Annotated in this window: 23 protein-coding genes; 8 read left to right on the top strand and 15 right to left on the bottom strand. The window is 70.9% G+C overall.

What is annotated here, in order from left to right; all coding sequences use genetic code 11:
• Window positions 1–14 precede the first annotated feature (14 nt).
• Both map and ACH4U7_RS20300 read left to right on the top strand, forming a co-directional pair.
• Window positions 15–782 (top strand): type I methionyl aminopeptidase, encoded by a 768-nt coding sequence (map, locus tag ACH4U7_RS20295; RefSeq protein ID WP_398529245.1) that lies wholly within the window; start codon window positions 15–17, stop codon window positions 780–782.
• 337 nt (window positions 783–1,119) lie between these two features.
• Entirely contained in the window at window positions 1,120–2,103 is a 984-nt protein-coding gene (locus ACH4U7_RS20300) for a DMT family transporter (RefSeq protein ID WP_398529246.1), read from the top strand.
• 444 nt (window positions 2,104–2,547) lie between these two features.
• Here the strand turns inward: ACH4U7_RS20300 and ACH4U7_RS20305 are convergent, their stop codons facing one another.
• Entirely contained in the window at window positions 2,548–3,843 is a 1,296-nt protein-coding gene (locus ACH4U7_RS20305; protein ID WP_398529247.1) for an MFS transporter, read from the bottom strand.
• A 135-nt stretch (window positions 3,844–3,978) separates the two neighbouring features.
• Between ACH4U7_RS20305 and ACH4U7_RS20310 the strand changes: the two genes are divergently transcribed.
• Window positions 3,979–4,944, top strand: coding sequence for a LysR family transcriptional regulator (locus ACH4U7_RS20310; RefSeq protein WP_398529248.1), 966 nt, complete (start codon window positions 3,979–3,981; stop codon window positions 4,942–4,944).
• Window positions 4,945–5,047: 103 nt separating this feature from the next.
• Here ACH4U7_RS20310 and ACH4U7_RS20315 read toward each other — a convergent pair whose 3' ends face one another.
• From ACH4U7_RS20315 to ACH4U7_RS20330, 4 genes are all read right to left on the bottom strand, one after another.
• Entirely contained in the window at window positions 5,048–5,896 is an 849-nt protein-coding gene (locus ACH4U7_RS20315) for a calcium-binding protein (protein ID WP_398529249.1), read from the bottom strand.
• Window positions 5,897–6,941: 1,045 nt separating this feature from the next.
• Window positions 6,942–7,925 carry an aldo/keto reductase gene (locus ACH4U7_RS20320; protein ID WP_398529250.1) on the bottom strand — a complete coding sequence of 328 codons (984 nt, stop codon included), beginning with the start codon at window positions 7,923–7,925 and terminating at the stop codon, window positions 6,942–6,944.
• A gap of 91 nt (window positions 7,926–8,016) precedes the next feature.
• Window positions 8,017–8,217, bottom strand: coding sequence for a DUF397 domain-containing protein (locus tag ACH4U7_RS20325; RefSeq protein WP_398529251.1), 201 nt, complete (start codon window positions 8,215–8,217; stop codon window positions 8,017–8,019).
• Between the two features lie 10 nt (window positions 8,218–8,227).
• Window positions 8,228–9,082 carry a helix-turn-helix domain-containing protein gene (locus ACH4U7_RS20330; RefSeq protein ID WP_398529252.1) on the bottom strand — a complete coding sequence of 285 codons (855 nt, stop codon included), beginning with the start codon at window positions 9,080–9,082 and terminating at the stop codon, window positions 8,228–8,230.
• A 176-nt stretch (window positions 9,083–9,258) separates the two neighbouring features.
• Between ACH4U7_RS20330 and ACH4U7_RS20335 the strand changes: the two genes are divergently transcribed.
• Window positions 9,259–9,510, top strand: coding sequence for a hypothetical protein (locus tag ACH4U7_RS20335; protein ID WP_398529253.1), 252 nt, complete (start codon window positions 9,259–9,261; stop codon window positions 9,508–9,510).
• A gap of 89 nt (window positions 9,511–9,599) precedes the next feature.
• Here the strand turns inward: ACH4U7_RS20335 and ACH4U7_RS20340 are convergent, their stop codons facing one another.
• From ACH4U7_RS20340 to ACH4U7_RS20370, 7 genes are all read right to left on the bottom strand, one after another.
• On the bottom strand, window positions 9,600–10,415 hold the full coding sequence (locus tag ACH4U7_RS20340; protein WP_398529254.1) for a hypothetical protein: 816 nt from the start codon (window positions 10,413–10,415) through the stop codon (window positions 9,600–9,602).
• Window positions 10,399–10,941, bottom strand: a complete 543-nt coding sequence (locus ACH4U7_RS20345; protein WP_398529255.1) for a sigma-70 family RNA polymerase sigma factor — start codon at window positions 10,939–10,941, stop codon at window positions 10,399–10,401. Before ACH4U7_RS20345 ends, ACH4U7_RS20340 begins: the two co-directional genes overlap by 17 nt.
• Before the next feature lie 35 nt (window positions 10,942–10,976).
• Window positions 10,977–11,132, bottom strand: a complete 156-nt coding sequence (locus ACH4U7_RS20350) for a hypothetical protein (protein ID WP_398529256.1) — start codon at window positions 11,130–11,132, stop codon at window positions 10,977–10,979.
• 331 nt (window positions 11,133–11,463) lie between these two features.
• A complete protein-coding gene (locus ACH4U7_RS20355; RefSeq protein WP_398529257.1) occupies window positions 11,464–11,805 on the bottom strand; it encodes a VOC family protein in 342 nt (113 codons plus the stop codon).
• 58 nt (window positions 11,806–11,863) lie between these two features.
• Window positions 11,864–12,157: a hypothetical protein gene (locus ACH4U7_RS20360; protein WP_398529258.1), complete on the bottom strand. Its 294-nt coding sequence runs from the start codon at window positions 12,155–12,157 to the stop codon at window positions 11,864–11,866.
• An 88-nt stretch (window positions 12,158–12,245) separates the two neighbouring features.
• On the bottom strand, window positions 12,246–13,229 hold the full coding sequence (speB, locus tag ACH4U7_RS20365) for an agmatinase (protein WP_398529259.1): 984 nt from the start codon (window positions 13,227–13,229) through the stop codon (window positions 12,246–12,248).
• Window positions 13,230–13,387: 158 nt separating this feature from the next.
• Window positions 13,388–13,699 carry an SCO5918 family protein gene (locus ACH4U7_RS20370; RefSeq protein WP_398529260.1) on the bottom strand — a complete coding sequence of 104 codons (312 nt, stop codon included), beginning with the start codon at window positions 13,697–13,699 and terminating at the stop codon, window positions 13,388–13,390.
• 291 nt (window positions 13,700–13,990) lie between these two features.
• Between ACH4U7_RS20370 and ACH4U7_RS20375 the strand changes: the two genes are divergently transcribed.
• From ACH4U7_RS20375 to ACH4U7_RS20385, 3 genes are all read left to right on the top strand, one after another.
• Complete coding sequence (locus ACH4U7_RS20375) at window positions 13,991–14,194, top strand: cold-shock protein (RefSeq protein WP_014179498.1); 204 nt, start codon at window positions 13,991–13,993, stop codon at window positions 14,192–14,194.
• Between the two features lie 291 nt (window positions 14,195–14,485).
• Window positions 14,486–15,922, top strand: coding sequence for a DEAD/DEAH box helicase (locus ACH4U7_RS20380; RefSeq protein WP_398529261.1), 1,437 nt, complete (start codon window positions 14,486–14,488; stop codon window positions 15,920–15,922).
• Window positions 15,923–16,003: 81 nt separating this feature from the next.
• Window positions 16,004–16,807 carry a phosphatase gene (locus tag ACH4U7_RS20385; RefSeq protein ID WP_398529262.1) on the top strand — a complete coding sequence of 268 codons (804 nt, stop codon included), beginning with the start codon at window positions 16,004–16,006 and terminating at the stop codon, window positions 16,805–16,807.
• A 47-nt stretch (window positions 16,808–16,854) separates the two neighbouring features.
• On the opposite strand, the gene ACH4U7_RS20390 is transcribed toward ACH4U7_RS20385, so the two are convergent.
• The 3 genes from ACH4U7_RS20390 to ACH4U7_RS20400 form a co-directional block, all read right to left on the bottom strand.
• Window positions 16,855–17,766, bottom strand: coding sequence for an acyl-CoA thioesterase (locus ACH4U7_RS20390; protein WP_398529263.1), 912 nt, complete (start codon window positions 17,764–17,766; stop codon window positions 16,855–16,857).
• Between the two features lie 50 nt (window positions 17,767–17,816).
• Window positions 17,817–18,974, bottom strand: a complete 1,158-nt coding sequence (locus ACH4U7_RS20395) for an acyl-CoA dehydrogenase family protein (RefSeq protein WP_398529264.1) — start codon at window positions 18,972–18,974, stop codon at window positions 17,817–17,819.
• Window positions 18,975–19,039: 65 nt separating this feature from the next.
• Window positions 19,040–19,651, bottom strand: a complete 612-nt coding sequence (locus ACH4U7_RS20400) for a TetR/AcrR family transcriptional regulator (protein ID WP_398529265.1) — start codon at window positions 19,649–19,651, stop codon at window positions 19,040–19,042.
• Between the two features lie 109 nt (window positions 19,652–19,760).
• On the opposite strand from ACH4U7_RS20400, the gene ACH4U7_RS20405 reads away from it, so the two are divergent.
• The gene (locus ACH4U7_RS20405; RefSeq protein WP_398529266.1) at window positions 19,761–21,413 is read left to right on the top strand and encodes a carboxyl transferase domain-containing protein; all 1,653 of its coding nucleotides are present in this window, start codon (window positions 19,761–19,763) and stop codon (window positions 21,411–21,413) included.
• Window positions 21,414–21,450 lie beyond the last annotated feature (37 nt).

Genomic DNA, 21,450 nt, shown 5'->3' on the forward strand with positions numbered 1-21,450 from the left:
ATCAGGAGGCCACCATGGTGGAGATCAAGACCGACGCGTCGCTGGACGCCATGCGCGAGGCGGGGCGCGTCGTCGCCGCCGCGCTCGCCGCCACGCAGGAGGCCGCCACGGTCGGCGTGTCGCTGCGCGAGCTGGACGAGGTGGCGCGCGCGGTGCTCGCGGAGGCGGGGGCCGAGTCGCCCTTCCTCGGCTACCGGCCGCACTTCGCGCCCACCCCCTTCCCGGCCGTGATCTGTGCCTCCGTGAACGACGCGATCGTCCACGGCATCCCCAACGGCTACCGGCTGCGCGACGGCGACCTGGTCAGCATCGACTGCGGCGCGATCGTCGACGGCTGGGCCGGCGACGCCGCCGTCAGCTTCATCGTCGGCACCCCGCGCCCCGCCGACCAGCGCCTCATCGAGGCCACCCAGCAGGCCCTGGCGGCAGGCATCGAGGCGGCCGTGGTCGGGGCCCGCATGGGGGACATCGCACACGCCATCGGCACGGTCGGGCGCGCCGCGGGGTACGGCATCCCCGAGGACTTCGGCGGCCACGGCATCGGCCGCCGGATGCACGAGGACCCGCCGGTGCCCAACGAGGGCCGCCCCGGCCGCGGCTACCCGCTCCGGCACGGGCTGGTGCTGGCCATCGAGCCGATGTTCATGGCGGGCGGCCTCGACGCGTACACGACCGACGCCGACGGCTGGACGCTGCGCACCCCGGACGGCAGCCGTGCGGCGCACAGCGAGCACACGGTGGCCATCACGGAGGACGGCCCGCGCGTACTGACGGCCCTGTGACCCGTACCGTTCCGTCGGGCTCCTGGCGAGGCTTCCTGACGCACGCTTCCTGGGGCACGCTTCCTGGGGCACGCTTCCTGGCGTACAGGCCCCAACTCCCGTCGGCTAGGATCCCCGCGTGGACACCTACTGGCACGCCGTAACACCGCCGCCGTGCGCCTGATCGGGCGCACGCGCTGAAAGCTTGATCCCACTGCCGCTCCCGGCCGCCGCCACGCGCTGATCGCGCGGGCCACCCGGGGCCGCTGTCGTGCGCCCGTTCTCGAAATCCAGCCTCTTGACGGTTTCGACAACGGAGTTCACGACTGTGGCTCAGCACACCCCTGCTTCATCCGGCGTGTCCCCTTCATCCGCGACTTCCCCCGCGACTTCCCCCGCGTCACACCCGGCGCCGCTCCCTACGTCCCCGGGCACCCGCCCCAACCGCCTCTTCGACGGGCCGCTGCCCATCCTCGCTGCGGCGGTGCTCTGGGGCACCACCGGAACCGCCGCTTCCATGGCCCCCGCGGGCACCTCCGCGCTCGCCATCGGCGCCGCGAGCCTGGCCCTGGGCGGGCTGCTGCTGTTCCTCACCACGCGCGGGCGGTGGACGCTCTTCACCGCGTCCACCGGCGCGGAGCGGCGGCTCCTCGCCCTCGGCGCGCTCGGCGTGGCCGGAAATCCGCTCAGCTTCTACCCAGCCGTGTCACGTACGGGCGTGGCCGTGGCCGCCGTGATCGCGCTGGGCAGCGCACCCGTCTTCACCGGCCTGCTTGCCTGGGCCACGGGCCAGGCCAGGCCGGCCAAGCGCTGGGCCGTCGCCACCCTGGCCGCGGTGGCCGGCTGCGCCGTCCTGACCCTCGGCCCCCAGCTCACCGGGGACCCGGCACACATGGACGCCACCGGAATCGGCCTCGCCGCGCTCGCCGGGCTTTCGTACGCCACGTACTCGCTCATCGGCGGGCGCCTCATCGGCCGGGGGCACCCGTCCTCCGCGGTCATGGGCGCGATGTTCGGCGCGGCGGGGCTGCTGGCACTGCCCGTCCTGCTCGCCACCGGTACGGCGTGGCTCGCCACCGTCCGCGGCGCCGCGGTGGTCCTCCACCTCGGCGTGTTCCCCGTCTTTCTCGCCTACCGCCTCTTCGGCCACGGGCTGCGCCACACCCCGGCGTCGGTGGCCACCACCCTCAGCCTGGCCGAGTCCGCGGTGGCGGCGGTGCTGGGCGTCACAGTCGTGGGCGAGCGGCTGCCGATGGTGTCCTGGTGCGGGCTGGTGATCCTGGCCCTGGGCCTGGCGCTGCTGGCCGCACCGAGGCGGGCAGGTCGCCGCGGCCCCAACTGACCTGACTGCCCCGGCCGGCCCGGTCCGGTGTTGCGGCGGGGGGGCTACCCCCACCGCAACGTGGTGGCCAGCCGGATGGGCGGTGACCTGCGCGTGCGGCGATCGTGTGTCCATCGGGAATCGGCCCGGATGACCACATGAACGATCAGGCAGGAGAGACGTTGAATGCTCCCCTTCGTGGACGAAGGGGATTCCTGGCTCAGGCCGCCGTCCGGAACCGCGTTCCGGACGGGCTTGCGCCCTCGACACCAGCAGGGTCCAGACCAGCCCTGACGAGCATTCTCGATCCAGGCTTCCGCCCGCGGCTTACCGCTGACCGAAGTTGGGGGACCCACGGCGATCGCGACGCAACGCTTCAGCACCACCCTCCGGCTTCCGCGCCACCGAGCAGGGCATGGCCTGGCCCCGCCAAGCAGCGGTCGTGGGCGCTCCGCGTCGCTGGGATCAGAGGCGATTCCTTTCAGACGGAGCCTGGTCGAGACCGTCGACGGCGTCGTGTGGTGGCGGTGGGGTGTGGTCGCGCCGCGGGAGCAGGAGCGGGGTCGCCAGCATGAGCAGCCCGGCGATGGCGATCGCCGGGCGGGGGCCGGTGAGGGCGGCCAGCAGGCCCCATACGGCGGTCAGGGCCGCGGTGGTGGCGCTGCTGCTGACCGACCAGGCGGTCAGGGTGCGGGCGACCCGGCCGGGGTCGGTGTGGTCGAGCCGGTAGGTGGACAGCACCGGGTTGAACACGCCGCAGCAGGTCACCAGGCCGAGCTGGACGGCGATGATGAGCACGATCCCAGGGACACCGGGTTGGACGAACACCAACCCGATGGACCAGCACGCGCGCAGCACCCCGGCGGTGAGCAACACCCTGTGCTGCCCGAACCGCGCCACGAGCCGGGGTGCCAGACGTGAGCCGACGAGGCCGCCGATACAAGGGGCCGCGAACGCGAGGCCGTACTGCCAGGGCGCGAACCCGAGGCGGTCCAGCAGGAGTACGGCGAGCAGCGGCTGCGTCGCCATGATCAGGCCGTTGACCAGGATCGTGTTGAAGAACAGCGGGCGCAGCACCCGATGGCCCAGGATGTGGCGCCAGCCTTCGAGCAGATCGCCGGCGCGCAGCCGCGGCGCGCCGGTCCGCTCGGGGCTCGGTGCGCCGGTCCGCGCGGGCCGCGGCTCGCTGCCGCCGATGGCGCGGATGCCCAGTGCCGAGAGCAGAAAGCTGACCGCGTCGGCGACCACGGTCGTCACCGGGCCGAACATCCCGATCGCGACCCCGCCGAGCGGCGGTCCGACCACGGTCGCAGTCCATGTCGTGGCCTCGAACCGGCCGTTCGCGACGAGCAGGTCCTCCGGCGGCACAAGCGCCTTGAGATACGCGCCGCTGGCGGCCCTGAAGGCGATGTTGGCCGCAGCGACGACGACGGAGACAACGAGAAGTTGGGCGTAGCTGAGCCGGTCGAGCGCGTACGCGGCGGGGACGCTCATCAGCGCAGCGAACCGGGTCAGGTCCATCGCCACCATGACCGGCCGCTTGCGACGGAACTCCACCCACGGACCGAGCGGCACCGCGACCATGGCCCCCACCACCAGACCCGCGGCGGACAGCGCCGCCACCTGGGTCGGCCCGGAGTCCAGCACGAGGATCGCGATCAGGGGAAAAGCCCCGAAGCCGAGCCCGGTGCCGTATGCGCTGACGGCATAAGCCGCCCACAACCACCCGAACCGCCGCCCCAGCGCCCGCCTACCCGGCATGCCCCACCCACCTCTCGCCGATCCGAACCACGACACGCTGACCACCGGCATCCAAGCGAGTGGCAGACGGCGAGAGCAAACAACCGATCGGCCAGGTGGGCACAACCAATCGTTGTGCAGGTAGCGTGGGTTGACGTGGATCTCGATGCTGTGCGCACCTTCGTGGCCGCCGCGGACGCGGGACGGTTCCAGGACGCCGCCGCCGAACTGTCGATCACCCAGCAGGCCGTCTCCAAACGCATCGCCACGCTGGAGAAGACCCTCGGCGTGCGGCTGTTCACCCGCACCCCGCGGGGAGCGAAGCTCAGCATCGACGGACAGGCGTTCCTGCCCCACGCCCGCGACCTCCTACGAGCCGAGGAACGGGCGATCGCCGCCGTACGCCCCGGCCGCCGCGCGCTGCGCGTCGACGTGATCGGCCGACGGCTCGCCCCGGCCACCCTGCTGGGCGACTTCCATCGCGCGCACCCCGAGGTCGAGCTCGACGTCGTGACCCTCTTCGACGCCGACGCGGCCATCGACGCCATCCGGTCCGGCACGATCGACGCGTCCTTCCGCGCCGTCACCATGCCCGGCCGGCAGCTCCCCGCCGACATCAGGGGCGCCCGTACCTTCGACGATCCCCTTCAGATCGGGGTCGTCCGGGTCTACGACGAGCCCGTCGAGCTGCTCACCGGACCGGCCCACGTACTCGCCGCCGCTCGCGCGGTCACGCCCGCCGAACTCGTCGGACACCGGATCTGGATGCCCGGCCTCGTCCCCGGAACCGAATGGGGCGCCTACTACGACGCCCTCGCCGCCGCGTTCGGGCTCACCATCGAGATCACCAGCCCCGACTTCGGCACCGGGCCGCTGCTGGACACCATCGCCGACTCCCGGTCACTGGCGACCTTCGTCGGCGAGCGGACACACCTCGTCTGGCCCGCCGACCACGGCCTGCGGCGCATCCCCCTGCGCGACCCGACACCGGTCTACCCGCACTCACTGCTGTGGCACCGCGACAACCCGCACCCGACCCTGGCCGCGCTCCGCGACCATCTGCGCTCCGGGCGATTCGACCACTCCTCGAAGACGGGGACCTGGACACCGGCCTGGGCCTAGCGACATGGCGACCGGGACCACCGCGTTGCCGCTGGGGAGGCCGCCGTGCCCGGCACGGCGGCCCTACGCCAGTCGGCGCCCTTCGTGAGCGGGCCGCTCAGTCCTAGTCCTGGTAGACCTTGTTGGTGCCCGGTCCGCCCGAGAGCGTGTCCGTGCCCTTGCCGCCGTAGATCGTGTCGTTTCCGCTGTTGCCGTAGATCGTGTCGTCACCCTCCTCGCCGTAGAGGGTGTCGTTGCCCCGGCCACCGTAGATGTGGTCGGCGTCGGACAGGCCGTGGATCACGTCGTTCCCGTCCTCGCCGTACATGTTGTTCTCGGTGTCGGCGGCGCCTCCGCTCATGGAGTCGTTGCCGGGACCGCCGTAGCAGTCCATCGAGCAGTTGGTGATGGTGTCGTCGCCGGGACCGCCGTACGGCCCCATGCCCCAGACCCCGCCGCCGCCGTCGAGGCGGTCGTCACCGTCGTCGCCGCGGAGCACATCGCGCGCGGAACCCTTGAGAACGTCGTCGCCGGGACCGCCATAGATCGTGGAGTAGGCGTCGCTGCCGGCGTCGACCGTCACGGTGTCGTTGCCGTCACCGAGGTTGACGTCGTAGTTGTCGGAGTCGTCGGAGCCCAGGGGGACTTCGGTCGCACACCGGACGACGGTGTGGTCGGCGTCCGAGGGGTACACGCACTCGTCGTATTCCGCCGCGGTCGGATCGATGGTGATGTCACCCCGGTCGCGGAAGGTGATGACGTAGTACGACTCCCACTCGCCCCGCTGCTCGACCTCCACGGAGACCTTGAGGTTGTTCGTCTGACCGGCGGCGCCCTTGTACCAGAGCTCGCTGTCCTCGTGGACGACGGAGGCCACCGTGGTGGCCGCCTGGGCGGCGGGGGCCGCGAATAAGGCTCCCCCGAGGGCGAGGGCGAGCGTGGAGGTGGCGGCGATGATTCCGTGCTTACGCATGCCAGAAGTAACCCTTCGCGGTGCTTGATGGTGGTCAAGGCCGACGCACAACGGGAAGGCGTCGGCAAAGCGGTAGACACGGCTCCGGGGGCGGGGGTTGTCCCGGAAACAGCACTTCCGTCGGCCTGGGCGAACATGTCATCCCGGGGCTTCCTGGCGTTCTCCTGGAGGGCACCGAAGGGCAACTCTGCGGACGGCTCGCTCCAGTGGTTGAGGTGCGACCTGGCCTCGCCGCGGCATCAGGTTCTGCGCCGCGTGTTGCATGTGGGTGCGGCTCGCTGCGCTGCGCTTCGCGGGTGCAGATACGCTGCGCTGCGCCCGCGCCCGTGCGCCGTCTCGCGGCCTTCGGCTCGGGCGGGTGCGGGTTTCGTCTCGGACCCTCCGGGTCCAAAGCGCCGGCGAGAAGGGGGAAGGGGGCGGCCGGCCCAACGTCCCGATTCCTCGGCCCGGCGGGCGGCTGAGCTCAAAGAGGCTCCGCTGCGCTCCGCCGCAGCTGCTGCCGCGCGATGGCCGAGCATTTTTAGAGAGGGGGTGGGGGAGGCCCCCAACCGGACCGCCGTCCACCGCTCCAAGCGACCGTCCGCCGCCATCCGCCGTCCGCCGTCCCACCGCACGCCGGCCGGTGAGGGCCCGTTGGGCCGGACGGCGACGCTGCCTCGGCGCCCCTCCCCCTTCCCGCTGCTGGCCGCATTGCGCCAAAGGCGCGAGACGACACCCACACCCGGCGACCGAACCATGCAGCCCAACGGCGCCGACCCGCTCGTCGCACTCCCACACCCCGGCCCAGCGCACCGCTCGACCGACCGGCCAGCCACCGCGCGGCAGCAGCTGCGGCGGAGCGCAGCGGAGCCTGTCCTGAGCCCAACCACCCACCGGGCCGGGGAACCGGGGCACCAGGCGCGCCCCGGGCCGAATCGCGACCGACCTGGCAGTCATGCTCGCCGACGGCGGCGAGAGCATCACCGATCCGGCCCCGTCATGCTGTCAGCATGATCGACCCCGTCGGCGCACGCCGACGGCATTCGGACCTCGCTTTGAACAGCCCTTACGCGGCCACCGGCGCCCGCTCGTCGAGCAGCCCCTCGCCCCGCAGATCGGCCCACACCCCGTCCGGGATCTCGACCCCGAACGACTCCAGATTGCTCCGCGCCTCCTCGGCGGTACGCATCCCCACCACGATGCCCGCCACGACCGGATGCCGCAGCGGAAACGCCATCGCCACCTGCGGCAACGTCACCCCGTGCGCCTCGCAGACATCCGCGATGCGGTGCGTCCGGCCGAGCAGTTCCTGCGAGGCGGGCGCGTACTCGAAGTGCGCGCCTTCGGCGGGGCGCGGGGTGGCGAGCAGACCCGAGTTGAAGATCGACGCCGCGAGTACGGAGACGCCGCGCTCGACGCACGCGGGCAGCAGGTCGTCGAGGGCGTTGTGCTGCAGGAGTGTGTAGTAGCCGGACAGCATCACCGCGTCCACGTCCGCCTCTTGGACCAGCTTGGTGAGCATGCCGGTGTGGTACATCCCCGCCCCGATGGCTCCTATGACGCCTTCGGCGCGCAGCTCGTCGAGGGCGGGGTAGCCGGTACGCAGGGCGTCCTCGAAGTGCTTCTCCGCGTCATGGAGAAACAGCATGTCGATGCGGTCGACGCCCATGCGGGTGAGGGAGTCCTCGACGCTACGGCGGACGCCGTCGCGCGAGAAGTCCCACACCCGGCGGTGCGTCGCGGGCACCTGGAACGCGTCGTCCATACGGCCCGCCGGGTCCTGCGGGACGAGCAGCCGGCCGACCTTCGTCGACAGCGTGAACTCGTCGCGCGGCTTGGTGCGGAGGAGGTCGCCCATCCGGCGCTCGGAGTGTCCGATGCCGTAGTGCGGCGAGGTGTCGAAATACCGGATGCCAAGATCCCACCCCGCGGCCAGCGCCCCCGCGGCGGTCTCGTCGTCCAGCGCCGCGAACAACCCACCCAGCGGCCCACCCCCGAAGCCCAGCTCCGTGACCTCCACCGTGCTGCGGCCGAGCCGGTTCTTCCTCATCCCGCGGTTCCTCCTCGTGTCACGGCGCCGACGGGCGGCAAGTTTGCCGTGGGGGTGGCGGGGCGCCAACCGGTTTTCGGGGCGGGACGGTTCAGGGGGTGAGACGGTCGCAGTCCCCGGCCTTCACCCCGGCTATGAACGCGGCGAGGCGCATGGGGGTAGTGGAGACGACCACGTGGGGGTCGTCGCTCTCACGTATGAGGGTGGTGTCGGCGCGCCGCGCGAGTTCGACGCAGTTCGGCCCATTGCCGCCGGAGAACGATGACTTCTGCCAGTTCAGTGATTCGCTCATGCCTGCCTTCTCATAGTTCGCGTGCGATATGACGGATGAGCTGCCGGGAGTCCTCGACGCCGAGCGAACCGCCCTCGGCGATGTCGAGCAGTTCCCGATGGCTCTGCAAGTCGGCCTCAGCGTGTAGATACCGCCCGCCGAACGGTGTGTCCACCTGAACCGTGTCCAACTGCGGGACAACACCGCCCGCGTAGAGCACTGGCTGCGTGGCTTCGATGAAGTCCTCGTTGGTGAAGGGGACCACGCGCAGCGTCACCGTGGGCCACTCCGCCACTTCCAGCAGCCGTTCCAGTTGCGCCCGTACCACCTTGCGGCCACCGAAGCGCATCCGCAGCGCGGCCTCGTGAATGATCGCGACGATCCGCGGGGGAGCCTCGCGGTCGAAGATGACCCGACGCCGCAGGCGATGCTCGACTCGCGCCTCGATCTCATCGTGCGGCAGCCTGGGGACGACTCCGCTGAACATGGCTCGGGCATAGTCCTCCGTCTGGAAGATCCCGGGCAGCGAGACTGTCTGCACAGAGCGCATATAGGTGGCGTGGTGTTCCATCTCCGCCACATCGAGGAAATCCGGCGCAAGGATGCCCCGGTACTCATCCCACCAGTGTTGCCCGCGGTGCTCACGCGCGATGACACACAATGCCTCGATCAGCGCATCGTCCCCGCACGAGTAGAAGGTCGCGAGCCGACGGATGCGCTCCTCGCTGACGCCGATCCGCCCGGACTCGATGTGGCTGATCTTGCCCTGATCGGTGCCGAGCAGCCCGGCCGCCTCACGCGCCGTCTTACCAGCGCGCTCGCGAAGTTTACGCAGTTCGGCACCCAAGCGCGCTTGTCGGGCCGTGGGGTTGTCCCTGGCGGGCATCGCGTACGTTCACCGATCCTTCCGGCCCTCCGGGCCCCGCGCGTAGCGATACCACACGACCACCCACAGGAGTGACATCTACTCAGCAACCTTGCTACGGGGCTTCCCTGCCACCTACCTTCTGTGATCGTACCGCTACCGAGACAGCACATCGCGCGGCGCCGGAAGGGATCACCATGGCCGACCTGCCAACCCAACTACCCATCCACCCGACGGAACCGGCCCACCGCTACCGACTCCGCGCCCCCAACATCCCCGAAACCGCCAAGGTCGCCCGCGAGATGATCGCGGGCCTGCTGCTGGCCACCGGCCACCCCGCCCTCGTCGATACCGCGCGCCTCCTGGTCACCGAGGTCGTAGCGAACGTCAGCACAACCGTGGGTCAACCAGATCGGCCGCAGGCCCGATGTGCCCGCTGCCGGGCCTGATCGAGGAGACCGCGTGAGTCACCCACCGCACGGCTGTCGATCGACCCCGGCAGTTCGGATGCCGGGGTCGATCAATTCCGCGCGGGCCCTCACGTACCGCTGGCCGCCTTCACCGCTCCCCGAGGTCGGCCGTGCCTGGATGGGTGATTGGGGCGGCGTTCAGGGAGGAGGGCCTTACCGGACGGGGCCGCGCTCGAGGTGACGGTCTCGGTGGCGGTGAGGTCTTCGATGCGGTCGGCGAACTCCGGTTCGGGCAGTGGCAGGTCCAGGTCGTCGATGAAGTCCACAGCCTGGGCGACGTAGTTGATCACCGCAGTGGTGGCGGCGGGGGCTACGGTTCCCTTTTTGAGCCCGCACAGAATGCGCAAGGCAATGGACATCTCGTGGTCGGTGGTGGCCAGCTCCGCCACCGGATCGGTCACGGGCGGTATGGCGCCGCCCGCCTGTTCGTGCCACCAGTCCAGCCACCAGTGGGCCTGCGCCTCCTCACCGAGGGCCATGTGGTGGAGGTAGAGACAGTAGGCAGCGGCAGGATCACCGGCGCCACTGGCGAACTGCCACCAGAATTGGGCACTGTCGTCGTGGCCGGCGAGTTGCAGGACGCAGCCCAGCACGCGGGCGCCGGGCGGCTCGAGGATGCGGTGGGTGATGACTTCCTGTAGCTGCGCCAGAGCACCGTCACGCCCGATGATCGCCTCGCACAGGGTTCGCAGATCCCGGGCCATCCGCTCGTCCGTGTCCGGTACGTGGCCAGCGGCGGCATCCCGGTCGTCGTCCGTCGCCGGGCGATCCGGGGAGCCGTCCGCCAGGCGGGCGGCGAGGCGGGCCTCGGCGGCGGCGAGGTCGCAGGGAGGGGTGGGGTTGAGCAGGGCCCGCGCCAGGACGTGGTCAATGTGCGATGTCATCGGCATTGCTTCCTTCGCTGGTCTCGAGGAGTTGCTGGAGGCGGCGACGGGCGTAGCGCGCGGTGGAGCGTACGCCGGCCTCGGTGATGCCGAGGTGCGTGGCGGTCTGGGCGACGGTGTAGCCGCGGCAGTGGAGCAGGATGACCACGTCCTGCTGGCGTTCCGGCAGCCTCTTGATCGCCTGGTAGAGGTTCAGGCTCTCCTCAAGCATCGCGATGGGATCGATCGCGTCGCGCAGGGCGGCGGTTTCGAAGGTCGCGTTGTCCACGAGGCAGGGGCCGCGTTTCCGGGCACGCGCCACGTCGATGGCGCGGTGCTTCATCACTTTCCAGGCGTAGGCGGCCGGGTTCTCCATGGCCAGGACATGGCTCCAGGAACGAGCGAGCTGCTCGAACGCCTCGTCGACGGCTTCCTCGGCGTCGGCGCGGTTGCCGAGGTAGACCTCGGCCCGGTGGATGTAGGCGCCGCGGTGGAGCTGGTGGAAGGCGCGGAAATCCGGCGGGAGTTCGTCGGGCAGTCCGGTCATCGAGGTCACACTCCGCGGGCGGAGGTGGTCCCGTGTCACCGCTTCCCCTCCCTGTGCCCCTGGTGCAGTTCCGAGATGCCCACGCGGACCCCGGCCGCGGCGGCGCGGCGCAGCAGGGCCAGGACGTCGCCGCCGAAAACGCGCATGACAAGCGCGGCGGTGACGAGATCCCCTATGAGTTGAAGATTCACGGACTCTTGCTGTCCTTCTGTCGGTCGTACGAGGCTGCCCCGTCCCCGCCCCGCGAGTGCGCCGTATTGCGCCCTCTGTTACCTCTAGCGCTCGCGAGCGTCCGAATGTGCATCAGACAATACGAAATTCTTACGGACTGCATCGATCCGGTTACCGACGGCCGGGTCAGGCGCCTCGCGCCGCCGCGATCTGGCAGGCCGTGATCGTGGTGAGCTCGTATGCCGTGTGGGATGCGGCCACGGACGTGATCTGCCCACGTCACGGGTCGCAAGGCGACGTGGATCGCCAAGGCAGGCTGCCGTCGATGGGTCACTCCGATGCTGGTCGAGGTCAGAGAGGAGCGCCGCCGAACCCGATCTCGTTTCCGTCCGGATCCTGGTACGTGACCTTGCGCACGCCATTTGAGTAGGTCTCGCGAGTCCTGGGCTTCAGCCCCCGATCAGCGATCCCGGCGACGCGGGTGTCGAGATCTTCAACGAAGACGGTGTGCATGGCGTGGCCGGCGTGCCCGGGCCGATGCTCGATGTACAGATACCGGTGTTCCGCCAGCTCCCACACGGCCTCCGTGTCATTGGGGATGAACGTCGGCGCGGAGCCGAGCAGCCGCTCGTACCAGGCCAGCGCCGCCGCGTAGTCGTTCACCGGAATGCCCGCGAACAGGTCAACCGCCATGACGCCATGGTAGATCCAGCGATAGCCCGCGCCTCAGCCCAGCTCACACACCTCGCCGTCACCTGGGCGGCTGCGGGGGCTGGGGCGGCGCAGGCGGCTGGGCGGGGCTCGACGGGACGCGGGGCAACGTGGTCTGCAGCCAGTGGCGCGCGTACTGGTCGAGCTTCAGATGCCACTGGACAAAGCCACACCAGGCACAGACGAAGGCCGAAAAGTCAGCCCGCCTCACCTTGAAGCGACCGGGCTTGCGGATGCTGAACCGCCCGGAACCTGTGACGTAGATCTCCGCCTGGTAGATCTCTTGGCTTCCGCAAGAAGCACACCGGCCGTATTTGAGGTCTTCGATCATCACACGGCCGACGCTATGCCGTGCCACCGCCCAAGCGCACCCCGCCCGTTGAAGCCCTCTCAGGCGCCGCAGGCATCACGCGCCGCAGGCATCACGCGCCGCCGGAAGCGCGACCCGCCGCGATCTGGCGGGCCATGATCGTCGTGAGCTCGTACGCCGTGTGGGAGGCGGCCACGGACGTGATCTCCGCGTGGTCGTACGCCGGGGCGACCTCGACGACGTCGGCGGAGACCAGGTGGCAGGAGGACAGGCCGCGCAGGATCTCCAGGAGCTCGCGGGAGGTGAGGCCGCCCGCCTCGGGGGTGCCGGTGCCGGGGGCGTGGGCGGGGTCGAGGACGTCGATGTCGATGGAGATGTACAGGGGGCGGTCGCCGATGCGCTCGCGCAACTGTTGGGCGACCTCGTCCACGCCGCGCCGCATGACGTCGGCGGAGGTGACGATGCCGAAGCCCATCTTCGCGTCGTCGTCCAGGTCCTGCTTTCCGTAGAGCGGACCGCGCGTTCCGACGTGCGAGAGGGCGGAGGTGTCGAGGATGCCCTCCTCGACGGCCCGCCGGAAGGGCGTGCCGTGGGTGTACTCGGCGCCGAAGTACGTGTCCCAGGTGTCGAGGTGGGCGTCGAAGTGGAGCAGGGCGACCGGGCCGTGCTTACGGGCGACGGCGCGCAGCAGAGGCAGGGCGATGGTGTGATCGCCGCCGAGGGTCATCAGGCGGGCGCCGGTGGTGAGCAGATCGTCCGCGGCGGCCTGGATGGTCTCGACGGCCTCGTTGATGTTGAAGGGGTTCGCGGCGATGTCCCCGGCGTCGGCGACCTGGGCGAGGGCGAAGGGGGACGCGTCCTGGGCCGGGTTGTAGGGGCGCAGCAGCCGGGACGCCTCGCGGATGGCGTTGCCGCCGAAGCGGGCGCCGGGACGGTAGGAGACCCCGCTGTCGAAGGGCACGCCGACCACGGCGACGTCCGCCGCGCCGCCGACCTCGTCGACGCGCGGCAGCCGGGCGAAGGTGGCGGGGCCCGCGTAGCGGGGGATGCGGGAGGAGTCGACGGGGCCGAGGGGGCGGCGGTCTGCTGTGGTCATGGCTTCGAGGGTAGGCAGGACGGGCATCCCGGCACATGTACGTTTCCGAGGGCCACGGCCGTCCTTTTTGGACGCCACGTCTATGTCGCGGCTGCTGATATGCCGCAGCTGCTGAGGGACGCGGAGGGACGCCGCCCCCGGCGGGCCCCTCGCGCCGGTCAGCTGTCCGCGGGGCTCCCCAGGGCCGCCGCCGCGGCCGCGACGGGGTCGAGGGCGGCGGCCTCGGGGGCGGGAGTGGGTGCCAGTTCGCAGGTGAAGCCGAGGCGCTTCATGGCGCGGACCACCTCGCCCGCGGTGAAGTCGCGGCGGTCCTGGCGGGTGACCACCGCTCCGACCTGCATGGCGGGGTAGGTGCGACGGCCGATCCGGACCGAGGGACCGGTGATCGGTTCGGGCTTGACGCCGCTCATCGCTTCCTTCACCTCGTTCGCGGTCAGATCGAAGGCGTAGTTGGCGATGACGCAGCGCATAGGACCTCAGCAGGGAGAGGAGGGAGGAAGGGAGCCGGTGGGGCCAGGGTCCCACACCGGATGCCCGGCGGGAAGCGCACAACCGGGTGGCGTGGCTCCCCCCGTTCCGTCGCCGCACGTGCTAGCGTGTTAGGCAGTTGCAGTTTTGGTACCCATGAACTTTATGTGCGCCTGACAGATGTAGCGGTCAGGTGCATTTTGTTTTTCCGGTCATTCCGGATGGGGTCATTGCGGCGACACGGAATCCGTAAGGTTCGGATTCCAGTTCTGCCCCTATCGAAGGAGAATGACATGGCGACTGGCACCGTGAAGTGGTTCAACGCGGAAAAGGGCTTCGGCTTCATCGAGCAGGACGGCGGCGGCGCCGACGTCTTCGCCCACTACTCGAACATCGCCGCCCAGGGCTTCCGTGAGCTCCACGAGGGCCAGAAGGTCTCGTTCGACGTCACGCAGGGCCAGAAGGGCCCGCAGGCCGAGAACATCGTTCCTGCCTGACGCAGCACACAGTGATGAGCCGGGGCCCGCGCCCGTAAGGGTGCGGGCCCCGGCTCGCGCCTGGCCGCACCCGCCCCACGCAGACAGACTGCACACAGAACCTGCCGCACCGGCCCCATCGCGGCCGGGCTCGAGGACGGCGGCCTTCACCCACGGCCGAGGGCCGATCGACGCCTCGGTACCTGGCCCCGTCATTCACCCGCTCTCCGGCACGTTCTGCGAATTCTCGCCTCCGGGAACCTCCCCGTTGAGGAGTCCTCCTCGAAACGCGCCGTACGAGGAAGGCCCCGCATGCACCGCCCTGCCCGCTCGTCCCGCAGCGCCTCGCCGCGCTCCCGCAATCGCCGCCCGTCCACCGCCGCGGCCCCCGCCCGCGTCCCCGTCCCCGCCGACGGGAACGAGTTCTCCCTGCCGCCGAGCACCACTCCGCTCCTGCCCGCCGTCGGCTCCTTCACCGAGCTGGACCTGCCGGCGGGGATCACCGCGGAGCTGGCGCGCCAGGGCGTGACCGTACCGTTCCCGATCCAGGCGGCCGCGCTTCCCAACGCGCTCGCCGGGCGCGATGTCCTGGGCCGTGGACGGACCGGCTCCGGCAAGACCCTGGCCTTCGGCCTGGCCCTGCTGGCCCGTACCGCCGAGCAGCGCGCCGAACCCCGCCGCCCCCTCGCCCTGGTCCTGGTGCCCACCCGGGAGCTGGCCCAGCAGGTCACCGACGCGCTCGCCCCGTACGCCAGGCCGCTGCGGCTGCGCGCGGCCACCGTGGTCGGCGGGATGTCGATCGGCCGCCAGGCGGGCGCGCTGCGCGACGGCGCCGAGGTGGTCATAGCCACTCCGGGACGGCTCCACGATCTGATCGAACGCGGCGACTGCCGATTGGACCGGGTGCGCGTCACGGTTCTCGACGAGGCCGACCAGATGGCCGACATGGGCTTTCTTCCCCAGGTGACCCGGCTGCTGCGGCAGGTTCCGGCCGACGGCCAGCGCATGCTGTTCTCGGCGACCCTCGACCATGCGGTCGGCCAGCTGGTGCGCCGGTTTCTCGACGACCCGGCCGTGCACTCGGTCGACGCCTCCGCGGGCGCCGTCACCACGATGGAGCACCATGTGCTGCACATCGCGGACACCGACAAGCGCACCGTCGTCACCCGGGTCGCCGCCCGCGACGGCCGCGTCATCATGTTCCTGGACACCAAGCGCGCGGTCGACCGGCTGACCAAGCATCTGCTGGCCAGTGGCGTGCGGGCGGCGGCGCTGCACGGCGGCAAGTCCCAGCCGCAGCGCACCCGGACTCTGGACTACTTCAAGACCGGTCATGTCAGCGTCCTGGTCGCCACGAATGTCGCCGCCCGGGGCATCCATGTCGACGACCTCGATCTCGTCGTCAACGTCGACCCGCCGGCCGACCACAAGGATTACCTGCACCGCGGCGGCCGCACCGCCCGTGCGGGTGGCTCCGGCACCGTCGTCACCCTCGTCCTGCCCGACCAGCGCCGTGCGATGGCCGGTCTGATGACGGACGCGGGCATCACTCCGCAGACCGCCCGGGTGCACTCCAACGACACCGAGCTCACCCGTATCACCGGCGCGCAAGCGCCCTCCGGTATCCCCGTCACCATCGACGCACCGGCTACGGAACAGACGCCCCCCGGCGCCGCCGGGCAGCGCCGTGGCCGAAGCCGCCGGCGCGGCCGCCGGACGCGTAGGTCCCAGCCGGGACTGGCTTCATGATCCTGTCGGGGATCCTGTCGCGGCGGCCCGGACCGTAGTGGTTGCCCCCATTTCCTCGCGGCAGAGGCGACAATGGATCGCATGCCGATACCCAGCTCCGCGCCCAGCCGGGCCGAACTGATCGACCACCTGGTCCGCACCCGCATCGCCGGCGATGTCGCCACCCCCCGAGACAACAACCTCTCCCACTACCGCAAGCTCGCGAACGGCGACCGCCACTACTGGCTGGGCCTGGAACTGGGCGACCGCTGGGCCGATGAACAGGACGTACTGGCGGTCATGGCGGAGCGCTGCGGCGTGGTCGACGACCCGGAGCACCGCGCCGGGCAGGACACCATCGACCCGGAGCTCACGGTCGGGGCGCTGGACCGGATGGCCTCCGTGCTGCGCAAGGCGGCCGAGGCGCGGGAGCGGGTGCTGTTCGCGACCGGGCACCCGGGCGGGCTGCTGGACGTCCACCGCTTCACGGCGGCGGCGCTGCGGGCCGCCGGGTGCGAGATCGTGGAGATCCCGGGCGGGCTGACGGCCGACGAGGGGTACGTCTTCCAGTTCTGCGACGTGGCGATGCTGGAGCGCGGCGCGACGCTGTGGCACACCCACTCCCCCGCCCCCATGGCCGCGATCCTGGACGGCCTCGAGCAGGAGGGGCGGCCGCTGCCCGATCTGGTGGTCGCCGACCACGGCTGGGCGGGGTGCGCGGGGCAGCGCGGCATCGACGCGGTGGGGTACGCGGACTGCAACGACCCGGCGCTGTTCCTCGGCGAGGCGGAGGGCACGCTCCAGGTGGTCGTGCCGCTGGACGACCATGTCACCAACCCGCGGTTCTACGACCCGATGGTCGCCTATCTGCTGGACGCGGCGGGTCTCACGGCCGAGTCCTCCTGACGCGAGCCGGCCGCTTCGACGTACCACGGGCGGCCGCGCTACGCGCGTCAGGACGGTTTTGCGGCGCGGGGCACGCGCATCATGCCTTCCTGGATCACGGAGACCGCCAACTGCCCGTCGGCGGTGAAGATACGGCCCTTGGCCAGCCCCCGGCCGCCGGACGCGGAGGGGCTCTCCTGGTCGTACAGCAGCCACTCGTCCGCGCGGAACGGGCGGTGGAACCACATGGCGTGATCCAGGCTGGCGCCGACGATGTCGCCGACCGCCCAGCCGCCGCGCCCGTGGGCGAGGAGCACCGAGTCCAGCAGCGTCATATCGGAGACGTAGGTGGCCAGACAGAGGTGGGTCAGGGGGGCGTCGGCGGCGCCGTCCAGTTTGCCGTTCGTCCGGAACCAAACCTGCGACTTCGGCTCACGCGGCTCCCCGACGCTCGCGTACGGCGGCGCGTCCACGTACCGCAGATCGATCGCGCCCCGCGCCTCCAGCATCCGCTCGATCACGCTCGGGCCGCTGAAGAGGTGCGCGTACCGGGGCAGCAGTTCCTCGCCCGTCGGCAGGGAGAGCGGGTCGGGCACGTCGGGCATCGGCTCCTGGTGCTCAAGCCCCTCCTCGTGGCGCTGGAAGGACGCCGAGAGGTGGAAGATCGGCTGGCCGTGCTGGACCGCCACGACCCGGCGGGTGGTGAAGGAGAAGCCGTCGCGGATGCGGTCGACGGTGTAGACGATGGGCGCGTCCGGGTCGCCGGGGCGCAGGAAGTACGAGTGCAGCGAGTGCGCCGGGCGGTCGGCCGGGACGGTGCGGCCGGCCGCGACCAGGGCCTGGGCGGCGACCTGGCCGCCGAAGACGCGCGGCACCAGGGGTGCCGCGCTGCTGGTGCCTCGGAAGATGTCCAGGTCGATCTGCTCCAGGTCGAGCAGATCGAGCAGGTTCTGTAGCGCGCTTTGTGGTGCTTCGTTCATGGTTTAAGGAGTTTTGCAGACCAAGATTGCGCGGGTCTTACGGGCGGGTCTCACAGGCCCATGGACTTCGCCACGATGGACCGCATGACCTCGCTGGTGCCGCCGTAGATGCGGGTGACGCGGGTGTCCGCGTACAGGCGGGCTATGGGGTACTCCATCATGTAGCCGTAACCGCCGTGCAGCTGCAGGCACTTGTCGATCACGACGGCCGCGCGCTCGGTGGTGAAGAGCTTCGCGGAGGCCGCGTCGGCCGCCGTGAGCTCCCCCGCGTCGTGGGCCTCCAGGGCCCGGTCGACGACCGCCTGCATCGCGTCCACCTCGGACTTGCAGTCGGCGAGCGCGAACTTGGTGTTCTGGAAGGACGCCACCGTCTTGCCGAAGATCGTACGGTCCGCCACATACGCCTTGGCGAACTCGACGGCCGCCGCGGCCTGTGCGTACGCGCTGACGGCGATGCCCAGGCGCTCCTGCGGGAGGTTGTGGGTGAGGTATTCGAAGGCCCGGCCCTCCTCGCCAAGCAGGTCCGCCACCGGCACCTTGACGTCGGTGAAGGACAGCTCGGCGGTGTCGGAGGTCTTCAGGCCCAGCTTCTCCAGCTTGCGGCCGACCGCGTAGCCCTCGCTCTTGGTGTCGACGACGAGGATGGATATGCCGCCACGGCGGTCCTCGGGGGTGGCGGGGGCGGTGCGGGCGCAGACCAGGACGCGGTCGGCGAGGACGCCGCCGGTGATGAAGGTCTTGGCGCCGTTGAGGACGTAGTGCGTGCCGTCCTCGGACAGCTTGGCGGTGGTCTTCATACCGGCCAGGTCGGAGCCAGTGCCCGGCTCGGTCATGGCGATGGCGGTCATCAGGTCGCCGGCGATGAACGGGGGCAGCCAGCGCCGCTTCTGCTCCTCGGTGGCGTACTTGAGGAGGTACGGCAGGCACAGCGCGGTGTGCACGCTGCTGCCGCCGAAGCTGACCCCGGCCCGGGCGGTCTCCTCGGTGATGATCGCGTTGAACTTGAAGCTGGTCTCGCCCGCGCCGCCGTACTCCTCGGGCACCTCGATACCGAAGATGCCCAGCTCGCCGAGTTTCTTGTAGAACTCGCGCGGGGCCTGGCCGGCCTCCCGCCACTCCTCGTAGTACGGCACGACCTCGGCGGCGATGAAGTCGCGGATGGTCTCCCGGAACGCCTCGTGGTCCTCGTTGAACACCGTACGACGCATCTGCGGCGACCTCCTCGGTCCGGCTGGCTAAGCGCTTGCTCAGCGAAAGCTACCGGCCGGTCGGCTCACTGTCCAGACCCGTCCGCCGCGGCCCGGAAGGCGCCGAGCGCCAGGCGGTGCAGCAGTTCGGCAGTGGCCGAGCGGCCCGGGAGGGCGCCGGGGCGGCTGAGGTGCGGGGTGGAGTTGAGCAGCCCGAAGACGGCGTGGACACACGCCCGCGCCTCGGTCTCGGCGAGCCGGGGGTGGACCTCGCGCAGCACCTGGACCCACAGCTCGACGTACTGCCGCTGGAGCGAGCGCACCAGCTTGCGGTCGGTGTCCCGGAGCCGGTCCAGCTCGCGGTCGTGGAGGATGATCAGCGGGCGGTCGTCGAGGGCGAAGTCGATATGCCCCCTCACCAGCGAGTCCAGCACGGCGCCCGGGTCCCGCTCCCGCCCCGCGGCCTCGGCGGCGCGCTGCTTGCCACCCGTCAGGAGCCGGCCGCTGATGCCGACCAGCAGCTCCGCCAGCATGGCCTCCTTGCCCGGGAAATGGCGGTAGAGACCCGGTCCGCTGATGCCGACCGCCGCGCCTATCTCGTCGACGCCGACGCCGTGGAAGCCGCGCTCGGCGAACAGGCGCGCCGCCTCCTTCAGGATCTGCTCGCGGCGGGTGGGGGCAGAGGCTTGCGTGCTCATGGACTTGATTCTAGACAGCGGCGTTAGTGGTCGTTAACCTGGTGGGGATGGGTTAACGCTCATTAACCACGCTTGAGCGCAGGACCGCGAGGCAAGGGGGCCCGTAGTCATGGAGCAGGCACCGGTGCTGGGCAGCGCCGCCGATCCGGCGTCCGACGCCTGGGCGGCCAATGAGGCCGCGCACCGCGAGCTGGCCGCGCGGCTGCGCGAGAAGCTGGCCGCGGCGCGGCTGGGCGGCGGCGAGAAGGCGCGGGCGCGGCACACCGCGCGCGGCAAGCTGCTGCCCCGCGACCGGGTCGACACCCTGCTGGACGCGGGCTCGCCGTTCCTGGAGCTGGCCCCGCTCGCGGCCGACGGGATGTACGGGGGGCAGGCCCCGGCGGCGGGTGTGATCGCGGGGATCGGGCGGGTGGCGGGCCGCGAGGTGATGGTGATCGCCAATGACGCCACGGTCAAGGGCGGCACGTACTACCCGATGACGGTCAAGAAGCATCTTCGCGCCCAGGACGTCGCCTTGGAGAACGGGCTGCCGTGCGTGTATCTGGTCGACTCCGGAGGCGCCTTTCTGCCCATGCAGGACGAGGTCTTCCCCGACCGGGACCACTTCGGGCGGATCTTCTACAACCAGGCGCGGATGTCGGGCGCCGGGATCCCGCAGATCGCGGCCGTGCTCGGGTCCTGCACGGCGGGCGGGGCGTATGTCCCGGCGATGAGCGACGAGGCCGTCATCGTGCGCGGGCAGGGCACGATCTTCCTGGGCGGGCCGCCGCTGGTGAAGGCGGCGACGGGAGAGGTGGTCACGGCCGAGGAGCTGGGCGGCGGCGAGGTCCATTCCAAGGTCTCCGGCGTCACCGACCATCTCGCCGAGAGCGACGCCCACGCCCTGCGCATCGTCCGCACGATCGTCTCGACGCTCCCGGCGCCGCGCTCGCGGCGCGGGGAGCTGCCCTGGCCGGTGGAGCCCTCCGAGGAGCCCGCGGTCGACCCAGCGGGGCTCTACGGGGCGGTGCCGGTCGACTCGCGCACGCCGTACGACGTGCGGGAGGTGATCGCGCGGCTCGTGGACGGCTCGCGGTTCGCCGAGTTCAAGGCCGAGTTCGGCACGACGCTGGTGACGGGGTTCGCGCACATCATGGGCCACCCGGTGGGCATCGTCGCCAACAACGGCATCCTGTTCTCCGAATCGGCCCAGAAGGGCGCCCATTTCATCGAGCTGTGCGACCAGCGCGGCATCCCCCTGGTGTTCCTGCAGAACATTTCGGGGTTCATGGTCGGCCGCAGCTATGAGGCGGGCGGCATCGCCAAGCACGGCGCCAAGATGGTCACCGCCGTGGCCTGCACGCGCGTGCCCAAGCTCACGGTCGTCATCGGCGGCTCGTACGGCGCGGGCAACTACTCGATGTGCGGCCGCGCCTATTCGCCGCGCTTCCTGTGGATGTGGCCCAACGCGAAGATCTCGGTGATGGGCGGCGAGCAGGCGGCCTCCGTGCTCGCGACCGTCAAGCGCGACCAGCTGGAGGCGCGCGGCGAGGAGTGGCCGGCGGACGAGGAGGAGGCGTTCCGGGCGCCGATCCGCGAGCAGTACGAGACCCAGGGAAACGCCTATTACGCGACGGCGCGGCTGTGGGACGACGGTGTGATCGACCCCCTGGAGACCCGCGCGGTGCTGGGCCTGGCCCTCACCGCCTGTGCGAACGCGCCGCTTCCCGGCAAGCCCGGCCAGGATCCCATGACGCCCGGCTTCGGCGTCTTCCGGATGTGAGGGACCGTGGAGCTGAAGAGTGAGAGCCCGATGAGCC

The organism is Streptomyces sp. NPDC020845 (assembly GCF_044334165.1).
Lineage (GTDB): Bacteria > Actinomycetota > Actinomycetes > Streptomycetales > Streptomycetaceae > Streptomyces.

Excerpts from the sequence above, each read along its gene's own strand:
- map (WP_398529245.1), top strand. The coding sequence starts at position 15 with ATGGTGGAGATCAAGACCGACGCGTCGCTGGACGCCATGCGCGAGGCG.
- ACH4U7_RS20305 (WP_398529247.1), bottom strand. The coding sequence starts at position 3,843 with ATGCCGGGTAGGCGGGCGCTGGGGCGGCGGTTCGGGTGGTTGTGGGCG.
- ACH4U7_RS20315 (WP_398529249.1), bottom strand. The coding sequence starts at position 5,896 with ATGCGTAAGCACGGAATCATCGCCGCCACCTCCACGCTCGCCCTCGCC.
- ACH4U7_RS20320 (WP_398529250.1), bottom strand. The coding sequence starts at position 7,925 with ATGAGGAAGAACCGGCTCGGCCGCAGCACGGTGGAGGTCACGGAGCTG.
- ACH4U7_RS20325 (WP_398529251.1), bottom strand. The coding sequence starts at position 8,217 with ATGAGCGAATCACTGAACTGGCAGAAGTCATCGTTCTCCGGCGGCAAT.
- ACH4U7_RS20330 (WP_398529252.1), bottom strand. The coding sequence starts at position 9,082 with ATGCCCGCCAGGGACAACCCCACGGCCCGACAAGCGCGCTTGGGTGCC.
- ACH4U7_RS20335 (WP_398529253.1), top strand. The coding sequence starts at position 9,259 with ATGGCCGACCTGCCAACCCAACTACCCATCCACCCGACGGAACCGGCC.
- ACH4U7_RS20340 (WP_398529254.1), bottom strand. The coding sequence starts at position 10,415 with ATGACATCGCACATTGACCACGTCCTGGCGCGGGCCCTGCTCAACCCC.
- ACH4U7_RS20345 (WP_398529255.1), bottom strand. The coding sequence starts at position 10,941 with ATGACCGGACTGCCCGACGAACTCCCGCCGGATTTCCGCGCCTTCCAC.
- ACH4U7_RS20355 (WP_398529257.1), bottom strand. The coding sequence starts at position 11,805 with ATGGCGGTTGACCTGTTCGCGGGCATTCCGGTGAACGACTACGCGGCG.
- speB (WP_398529259.1), bottom strand. The coding sequence starts at position 13,229 with ATGACCACAGCAGACCGCCGCCCCCTCGGCCCCGTCGACTCCTCCCGC.
- ACH4U7_RS20370 (WP_398529260.1), bottom strand. The coding sequence starts at position 13,699 with ATGCGCTGCGTCATCGCCAACTACGCCTTCGATCTGACCGCGAACGAG.
- ACH4U7_RS20375 (WP_014179498.1), top strand. The coding sequence starts at position 13,991 with ATGGCGACTGGCACCGTGAAGTGGTTCAACGCGGAAAAGGGCTTCGGC.
- ACH4U7_RS20380 (WP_398529261.1), top strand. The coding sequence starts at position 14,486 with ATGCACCGCCCTGCCCGCTCGTCCCGCAGCGCCTCGCCGCGCTCCCGC.
- ACH4U7_RS20385 (WP_398529262.1), top strand. The coding sequence starts at position 16,004 with ATGCCGATACCCAGCTCCGCGCCCAGCCGGGCCGAACTGATCGACCAC.
- ACH4U7_RS20390 (WP_398529263.1), bottom strand. The coding sequence starts at position 17,766 with ATGAACGAAGCACCACAAAGCGCGCTACAGAACCTGCTCGATCTGCTC.
- ACH4U7_RS20395 (WP_398529264.1), bottom strand. The coding sequence starts at position 18,974 with ATGCGTCGTACGGTGTTCAACGAGGACCACGAGGCGTTCCGGGAGACC.
- ACH4U7_RS20400 (WP_398529265.1), bottom strand. The coding sequence starts at position 19,651 with ATGAGCACGCAAGCCTCTGCCCCCACCCGCCGCGAGCAGATCCTGAAG.
- ACH4U7_RS20405 (WP_398529266.1), top strand. The coding sequence starts at position 19,761 with ATGGAGCAGGCACCGGTGCTGGGCAGCGCCGCCGATCCGGCGTCCGAC.